Annotated in this window: 9 protein-coding genes; 4 read left to right on the forward strand and 5 right to left on the reverse strand. The window is 75.2% G+C overall.

Annotated elements, in window-relative coordinates; all coding sequences use genetic code 11:
- Positions 1-613 (forward strand): TetR/AcrR family transcriptional regulator (locus AB0C69_RS36825; protein WP_360360218.1); only part of this gene is annotated, 613 nt, incomplete at its 5' end.
- A gap of 96 nt (positions 614-709) precedes the next feature.
- Entirely contained in the window at positions 710-1,603 is an 894-nt protein-coding gene (locus tag AB0C69_RS36830) for an RNA polymerase sigma-70 factor (protein WP_360360221.1), read from the forward strand.
- Positions 1,604-1,633: 30 nt separating this feature from the next.
- Here the strand turns inward: AB0C69_RS36830 and AB0C69_RS36835 are convergent, their stop codons facing one another.
- Positions 1,634-2,104: a CBS domain-containing protein gene (locus AB0C69_RS36835; RefSeq protein WP_345172136.1), complete on the reverse strand. Its 471-nt coding sequence runs from the start codon at positions 2,102-2,104 to the stop codon at positions 1,634-1,636.
- Between the two features lie 37 nt (positions 2,105-2,141).
- Entirely contained in the window at positions 2,142-2,408 is a 267-nt protein-coding gene (locus AB0C69_RS36840; RefSeq protein WP_360360224.1) for a histidine kinase, read from the reverse strand.
- 227 nt (positions 2,409-2,635) lie between these two features.
- On the opposite strand from AB0C69_RS36840, the gene AB0C69_RS36845 reads away from it, so the two are divergent.
- Entirely contained in the window at positions 2,636-3,574 is a 939-nt protein-coding gene (locus tag AB0C69_RS36845) for a universal stress protein (protein WP_353831224.1), read from the forward strand.
- A gap of 57 nt (positions 3,575-3,631) precedes the next feature.
- Positions 3,632-4,006: a CBS domain-containing protein gene (locus AB0C69_RS36850; protein WP_345172130.1), complete on the forward strand. Its 375-nt coding sequence runs from the start codon at positions 3,632-3,634 to the stop codon at positions 4,004-4,006.
- A gap of 64 nt (positions 4,007-4,070) precedes the next feature.
- On the opposite strand, the gene AB0C69_RS36855 is transcribed toward AB0C69_RS36850, so the two are convergent.
- The 3 genes from AB0C69_RS36855 to AB0C69_RS36865 all read right to left on the reverse strand — a co-directional run.
- A complete protein-coding gene (locus AB0C69_RS36855) occupies positions 4,071-4,712 on the reverse strand; it encodes a phosphoribosyltransferase (protein ID WP_360360229.1) in 642 nt (213 codons plus the stop codon).
- A gap of 115 nt (positions 4,713-4,827) precedes the next feature.
- On the reverse strand, positions 4,828-5,070 hold the full coding sequence (locus tag AB0C69_RS36860; RefSeq protein ID WP_345172126.1) for a phosphopantetheine-binding protein: 243 nt from the start codon (positions 5,068-5,070) through the stop codon (positions 4,828-4,830).
- Positions 5,067-5,816: 2-oxo acid dehydrogenase subunit E2 (locus AB0C69_RS36865; RefSeq protein WP_360360233.1), on the reverse strand; the 750-nt coding region annotated here is incomplete at its 5' end. The genes AB0C69_RS36865 and AB0C69_RS36860, both read right to left, overlap by 4 nt.

Here is a 5,816-nt window from a genome sequence, read left to right on the forward strand (position 1 = left end):
GCCCGCCGACGAGCGCCGGGCCCGCCGCCGGGCCGCGCTGCTGGCGGCCGGGCTGGAGCTGCTGGGCACCCAGGGGTGGGCCGCCACGACCGTGCGGAAGGTGTGCGCCGAGGCCGGGCTCAACGACCGCTACTTCTACGAGAGCTTCCCGGACCGCGACGCCCTTCTCCTGGCGATCGTCGACGACCAGGTCGCCCGGGGCACCGACGTGATCCTGTCCGCCGCCCGCCGGGCGCCCCGGCATCCGCAGGCCCGCACCCGCGCCGTGGTCACCGCCGTGTTCGACTTCCTGACCACCGACCCGCGCCGGGCCCACATCCTCACCCACGCGTTCCCCTCCTCGCCCCTGCTCCAGCGCCGGCGCATCGAGATCATCCGGACCATGGCCGTGATCTTCGCCGCGCAGACCCACGAGACCCTCGACCAGGTCCCGCTTCCCGACGTCGACGTGGAACTGACCGGCCTGACCCTCACCGCGGGGCTCTGGGAGCTGTTCACCACCTGGTTCCGCGGGGACCTGGACGTCGACCGCGACCACCTGATCGACTACACCGTCGCGCTGACGCTGAGCACCGCCGAACTGGCCACACCCCTCCACCACCGCCTCCACTGACCGCACGCGCGGATGTGACGGAGCACACGTGCGCCGGTGTTACGGACGGGCCGCCCGCGGTGTCCTGTGGGCGACCCGTGCAGGAAGGATGATTCCGTGAGCGACCACGCCGCCGATCCGGCGACCGAGGACTTCGTCACCCACCGCAACCTCCTCTTCACCGTCGCCTACGAGATGCTCGGTTCCGCCGCCGACGCCGAGGACGTCCTCCAGGAGACCTGGCTGCGGTGGGTCAAGGTCGACCTGGCGCAGGTGCGCGACCGGCGCGCCTACCTGGTCCGGATCACCACCCGGCAGGCGCTCAACCGGTTGCGGACGATGACGCGGCGCAGGGAGGCCTACGTCGGGCCCTGGCTGCCGGAGCCGCTGCTCACCTCGCCGGACGTGGCGGAGGACGTCGAGCTCGCCGAGAGCATGTCGATGGCGCTGATGCTCGTCCTGGAGACGCTGGCGCCCACCGAACGCGCCGTCTTCGTGCTGCGGGAGGTCTTCGACGTCGGCTACGAGGAGATCGCGGCCGCGGTCGGCAAGAGCACCGCCGCCGTCCGCCAGATCGCCCACCGCGCCCGCCGGCACGTCGACGCCCGCCGCCCCCGCGAGGCGGTCTCGCAGGCCGAGACCCGGGCCGTGCTGGACTCGTTCAGGCGCGCTCTCGACACCGGCGACCTCCAGGGGCTGCTCGACGTGCTCGCCCCCGACGTCGTGATGGTGGGCGACGGCGGCGGGCTCAAGCAGGCGGCGCTCCGGCCGGTCACCGGCGCCGAGAAGGTGGCCCGCTACATCGTCGGCGGCACCGGCAGGGTGAAGAGCACGGTCACCATCGAGCAGACCGTGGTCAACGGCAACCCCGCGCTCGTCATGCGGCTGGACGGCGAGCTCGACGGCGTCCTGGCGGTCCGCGTCGAGGGCGCCCGCATCACCGGCCTCTACTACGTCCGCAATCCCGAGAAGCTGACCCGCGTGGAGGCCGAGACCCCGCTCACGCGATGACCCCGGGGAGGCGCCGGCGGGGCCTCCGGCTCAGCTCGGCGGCCGCTCGGGCAGGAGCCGGTCGAGGAGGTGGGCGACGGTGATGACGCCGATCATCGGCGCGTCGGTGCGGTCGGCCTCGCCGCTCACCGCGACGACGGGGCTGCGGTCGGCCGCCATGACGCTGGCGATCTCCATGACGGTGGCGTCGGCGTCGACGACGGGCAGCGCCTTGCGCTCCTCGCCGAGCAGATCGGCGACGCTCTTCTCGCCGAGCCGGGCGCACAGCATGTCGGCGTGCCGCTCGTCGTAGACCCGGGCCAGGGCGGGGTCGTCGCGGACGTGCGGGGGGATGATGGACCGCAGCAGCTGGGAGGCGGGGATCACCGCGACGGGCCGGCGGCCGGGGTCGACCACGATCAGCCCGGCGAGCCGGTGCTCGGCCACCAGCCGCGCCGCGTCCAGCGCACCGCTGTCCGGCGTGACGATCGGGTATTCGACGGCGAGATCTCGTGCGCGCACCGCTCCAACGTAACCGACCGCCGGGCGGGGCGCGGGTTCAGCGGTCGGCGGCATCCCGGTCCCGGGCGGCGGCGTGGAGGTCGAAGACGACGCGGCGCAGGTCGTCGATGGTGTCGTCCAGTCCGGTCAGGGCCGCCCGGACGCGCCGGGTGGCGTGGGGGTCCTGGATGCGGGCCAGGGCGGCGTGCAGTTCCAGGCCGATGCCGAACAGGCGACGGGTGATCTCGTCGGCCAGGTCGCGGGCGAGGCGCTGCGCGTCACTCGATTCGTGCTCGCGCCTGAGCGCGGGCGATGGATGGGTCATCCCTCCGCCCTCTGCACGGGGAACAAACGGTACAAACAAGGTCATTCCCCGGAGTGCGCGCCGAGCCACGCCCGCGAGGTGCGGATTTGCGGGCGCTTTGTCGATTCTGTCCGCATTCCTGCCCCGGTCCCAGGGCCGAAGGTCCCTCGAACCGGGGACAGCGGCCCCTGCCTGCGCCTTTCCGCCCGGGGGAAGGCTGGACACACCGACAGGGGGAGGGATCGGCCATGAACGATCACGAGAGGACGGGCGCCGTCCTGGTCGGGTACGACGGGTCGCCCGCCGCCGACCAGGCGCTGCGGTGGGGGGTGCGGGAGGCGCGGTTCCGCCGCCTGCCTCTCACGGTCTGCCATGCCTGGCACTGGCCCTATCCGCTGCGCCAGCCGGACAACGACACGCTGGAGGTCCTGCGCGGCGCGGGCGCGATCGTGGCGGACGACGGCGTGCGCAAGGCCCACGCCCTCGCCGAGGGCCTGGACGTCCGCTGGCGCCTGGAGCGGGGATGGGCCTCCGCCGTCCTGCTGGAGGCGTCGCGCGACGCCTCCCTCGTCGTGCTCGGCTCGCGGGGGCACGGCGGGTTCGAGGGCCTGTCGGTCGGCTCCACCGCGGTCCAGGTGGCGTCCCATGCCGACCGCCCGGTCGTCGTCGTCGGGCCGGACCTTCCGTCCGCCCCCCGGGGCCGTGAGCGGCTGGTGGTGGGCGTGGACGGCTCGACGGGCGGCGAGTCGGCCATCGGCTTCGCCTTCGAGGAGGCCGCGCTGCGCGACGCCTCGGTGACGGCGGTGTGCAGCTGGTGGGACCCGGCCGCGTTCCGCGGGCCGGACCGCGTCCCCTTCAGCGACCCCCAACTGATCAGGCGCGAGGCGATGGCGCGGTTCGAGGAGGACCTCGCGCTCTGGCGGAGCCGGTTCCCGCAGGTGCCGCTGGAGAGCGAGTTCGTGGTCGACACTCCGCGGCAGGCCCTGATCGGCGCCGCCCGCGGCGCGGCGCTGCTGGTCCTGGGCGCGCGCGGGATCGGCTCGGGGCCCCAGACGCTCCTGGGTCCGGTGACCCAGGCCGCGCTACAGGAGGCGCTCTGCCCGGTGGCGGTGGTGCCCGCCCGGGGAACCGGGCGGCGCGGAACCGAGGCGGCCGCGGGGGCCTCGGCGCGCGGCGGGACGGGCTGAGGAGCGCGCGGGCGTCCGCCCGGACGCCTGGAGCCACCGATCCAACGGGGAGGGAACATGCTGGTCAGCAACGTTTACCGGCCGACGGTCTTCGCCTGCCGGGCCGACGAGCCGCTCGCCGACGTCGCGCGGCGGATGATCGAGAGGAAGGTCGGCGCGCTGGCGGTGCTCGACGGGGAGCGGGTCGCCGGGATCATCACCGAGCGCGACCTGGCCGGGGCCCTCGCCTCGTCCGCCGACCCGGCGTCCGAGGAGGCGGCGGGGTACGCCTCGGCGCACGTCGAGACCGCCGCCCTGGACGAGGACGCGCGGGACGTCGCGCGCCGGATGCTGGAGGCGGGCATCCGCCACCTGCCGGTGGACGATCACGGTCGGCTGGTGGGGATGGTCTCGATGCGCGACCTGCTCGCGCTGGAGACCTGGGCGGCCTGAGACCCGTGGGGCCCGCCGGGCGGGCGACCGTCGGGCGGGCCGCGCGATGAGCGCCGGGGCGGTCTCACGCGGTGCGCTCGGACGCCCGTTCGAGCAGCCGGCCGACCTCGATCTCGGAGACCGGCGGGAAGTCCAGGTAGAAGTCGCTCGCGGTGACGAAGAACGTCGGCGAGAGCGGGCACACCACCTCCTCGGCGACGGTCCACAGATGGTCGACGGTGGCGGGCGACGCCGTGGGCACGGCGAAGACGACCCGTCCGGCCCCCCGCGCCCGGGCGTCGCGGCACGCGGCCTCGGCGACGAGGCGGCAGGCCGCGCCGTCGTCGACCACGATGGCGTCCTGGCCGGCCAGCGGGAGGCTCTGGCGCCGCCCGCGCAGCCGGAGCCCGAGGGCCCGCGCCTCGACGCGGGCGTCCCGCTCCAGTTCCCCCAGATGCGCCTCCCCGGCCCCCGCCCGCCGGGCGGCCTCCTCGTCCAGGACGCGCGCCGGCCCCTCCGCGACCGCGCCCACCAGGACGCGGGGCGGCCCCGGGACGACGAGCTCGCGCACGACGAGCACGTCGAGCGCGCACCCGAGCCGCGCGGCGGTCTCGGCCGCCACCGGGACGCCGCCCCCGTGCAGGCCGAGGATCCGGACGTCCCCACCCGTGTACCGCCTCAGGTTGGCGACGAGTTGCCGTCCCGCGTCCTGCCGATCGGAGTACATCGCCCCACCTCGCTCACTGGCCTTCCCTCCACCAGGATCCGGAGAGGGCGTACGGCGTTCCAGTGCGCATCGGCCCTCCCCCGGACCGACCTTCGTCCCCGCCTCCCCCGCGTGATCAGGTTCGGCGGGCGAGATAGGCGACGCAGCCGTCCAGGGTGGCCAGCTCCGCGTAGTCGTCCTCGTCGATGCGCAGGCCCGAGCCGTCGCTCAGCCCCTCGACGAAGCCGAGGAAGTCGAGCGAGTCGAGGCCGAGGTCCTCGCGCAGGTCGGCGTCCCCGCCGACCGTCGCGGCGTCGACGTCGGGCGCCGCCTTCTCCAGCGAGCGGGCGGCCAGATCGCGTGCCTCTCGGGGTGTCATAGCTCCTCCGGGCTCTGCAGCAGCCGGTCCACGGCCTCCAGCAGGCGCGCGCCGGTGTGGCCGTCGGTGGCCCGGTGGTCGGCGGCCAGGGTCGCGGTGACCACCGGGCGGACGCCCAGCAGCCCGTCCACCGCCCACGGCCGCCGGACGATCCCGCCGAAGCCGAGCAGGGCCACCTGCGGCGGGAAGACGACGCCGGTCACCGACTCCACGCCCCGGTCGCCCAGATCGGTGACGGTGATCGTGGCGTCGCCCAGCTCGGAGCCGCGCAGCCGGCCCGTCCGGGCGCGGACGAGCATCTCCTTCAGGGCGGCCATCAGGTCGTCCAGGGACAGCTCGTCGGCGCCGCGCAGGGTGGGGGTCACCAGTCCGCCGCCGCGCAGCGCCGTGACGATCCCGACGTGGACGCCGTCTCCCTGGACGAACGCCCCGTCGAGCCAGTGCCCGTTGAGCTCGGGCACCTCGCGGGCCGCGAGCGCGCTCGCCCTGAGCAGCAGCGCGGCCGGGAGGAGGCGCCCCGCCACCGGGAGCTCGCGGTTGCGCGCCCGGAGCCAGGCCGTCGCGGCGTCCATGTCGATGGTGGTGCCGAGGTAGTAGTGCGGGATCTCGCGCTTGCTGCGGGCCATCAGTTCGCCGATCGCCCGCCGCATCGCGGCCTGCTTGTCCGCCGCCGCGCGCCGGGGGGCCGCCGCCCTCCGGCGCGGCTCGGCGGGCGCCGCGTCGAGTTCCGGGTGGACGGCCTCGTC

This window comes from Actinomadura sp. NPDC048032 (assembly GCF_040653175.1).
In the GTDB taxonomy this organism is placed as follows: Bacteria; Actinomycetota; Actinomycetes; order Streptosporangiales; family Streptosporangiaceae; genus Spirillospora; species Spirillospora verrucosospora.

Excerpts from the sequence above, each read along its gene's own strand:
- AB0C69_RS36850 (WP_345172130.1), top strand. The coding sequence starts at position 3,632 with ATGCTGGTCAGCAACGTTTACCGGCCGACGGTCTTCGCCTGCCGGGCC.
- AB0C69_RS36845 (WP_353831224.1), top strand. The coding sequence starts at position 2,636 with ATGAACGATCACGAGAGGACGGGCGCCGTCCTGGTCGGGTACGACGGG.
- AB0C69_RS36860 (WP_345172126.1), bottom strand. The coding sequence starts at position 5,070 with ATGACACCCCGAGAGGCACGCGATCTGGCCGCCCGCTCGCTGGAGAAG.
- AB0C69_RS36855 (WP_360360229.1), bottom strand. The coding sequence starts at position 4,712 with ATGTACTCCGATCGGCAGGACGCGGGACGGCAACTCGTCGCCAACCTG.
- AB0C69_RS36840 (WP_360360224.1), bottom strand. The coding sequence starts at position 2,408 with ATGACCCATCCATCGCCCGCGCTCAGGCGCGAGCACGAATCGAGTGAC.